At 64.4% G+C, this 1,727-nt stretch carries 1 protein-coding gene; it reads left to right on the top strand.

Annotation, left to right across the window (positions count from 1 at the left end; translation table 11 throughout):
* Positions 1 to 1,727 (top strand): acetate--CoA ligase (gene acs, locus VK682_RS27165; protein WP_324782983.1); only part of this gene is annotated, 1,727 nt, incomplete at both ends.

Below are 1,727 nucleotides of genomic sequence, written 5' to 3'. Positions count from 1 at the left end.
GTGGATGCGTCCGGGTATGAGGCGATGTATGCGCGGTCGCTGTCGGACCCCGAGGGGTTCTGGGCGGATCAGGCGGGGCGGCTGGACTGGGTCAGCGCGCCGACGAAGATCAAGAACACCTGCTTCGATTTTGGCGCGGTCTCGATCAAGTGGTATGAGGATGGCCTGCTGAACGTCGCCTATAACTGCGTCGACCGGCATCTGGCCACCCGCGCCGACCAGACCGCGATCCTGTTCGAGCCCGACAACCCCGAAGAGCCGGCGCAGCACATCACCTATGCCCAGCTGTCGGACCGGGTGAACCGCATGGCCAATGTCCTGCTCAGCCAGGGGGTCATGCGCGGCGACCGCGTGGTGATCTATCTGCCGATGATCCCCGAAGCCGCCTATGCCATGCTGGCCTGCGCCCGCATCGGGGCGGTGCATTCCATCGTCTTTGCCGGGTTTTCCCCCGATGCGCTGGCCAACCGCATCAATGACTGCGGCGCCAAGCTGGTCATCACCGCCGACACCGCCCCGCGCGGCGGCCGCAAGACCGCGCTCAAATCCAATACCGATGCCGCCCTCCTGCATTGTTCCGACAAGGTGCGCTGCCTTGTGGTCAAACATACCGGCGACCAGACCACATGGGTCGAAGGCCGCGATGTCGACGTCAAGGCGATGATGGATCTGGCCGCGCCGGACTGCCCGCCGCGCCCCATGAATGCCGAGGATCCGCTGTTCATCCTCTATACCTCGGGCTCGACCGGAAAGCCCAAGGGGGTTGTGCACTCAAGTGGTGGATATCTGGTTTACGCCGCCCTGACCCATGAGATCGTTTTTGACTATCACGAGGGCGACATCTTCTGGTGCACCGCGGACGTGGGCTGGGTCACCGGGCATTCCTATATTGTTTACGGGCCCTTGGCCAATGGCGCCACGACGCTGATGTTCGAAGGCGTGCCGACATGGCCCGATGCCAGCCGGTTCTGGCAGGTCTGCGAGAAGCACAAGGTCACGCAGTTCTACACCGCCCCCACCGCGATTCGCGCGCTGATGGGCCAGGGTGACGATTTCGTAACGAAATGCGATGTATCCTCGCTGCGACTCCTCGGCACGGTCGGGGAACCCATCAATCCGGAGGCCTGGACCTGGTATAACGACAAGATCGGACAGGGGCGCTGCCCCATCGTCGACACCTGGTGGCAGACCGAGACCGGCGGCCACCTGATGACCCCGCTGCCCGGCGCCCATGCCACCAAACCCGGCGCCGCGATGAAGCCGTTTTTTGGCGTGCAGCCGGTGGTGCTGGACCCGACCAGCGGCGAGGAGATCACCACCCGCCCCGCCGAAGGCGTGCTGGCGATCAAGGACAGCTGGCCCGGGCAGATGCGCACGGTCTGGGGCGATCACGAGCGGTTCGAGGCGACCTATTTCCAGCAATACAAGGGCACCTATTTCACCGGGGACGGCTGCCGCGCCGATGCTGACAGCGATTACTGGATCACCGGGCGCGTCGATGACGTGCTGAACGTGTCGGGCCACCGCATGGGCACGGCAGAGGTCGAATCGGCGCTGGTCGCCCATGCCAAGGTCGCCGAGGCGGCGGTGGTGGGCTATCCGCACCCGGTCAAGGGACAGGGCATCTACTGCTATGTCACGCTGATGAACGGCGAAACACCTTCGGAGGATTTGAAGAAGGAACTGCGCGCCTGGGTCCGGACCGAAATCGGCCCCATCGCCTCCCC

Source organism: Salipiger marinus (genome assembly GCF_035481585.1).
Lineage (GTDB): Bacteria > Pseudomonadota > Alphaproteobacteria > Rhodobacterales > Rhodobacteraceae > Salipiger > Salipiger marinus.
The sequence above is the reverse complement of the archived record's forward strand: the minus strand, read 5'-3'. Positions and strand labels throughout refer to the sequence as shown.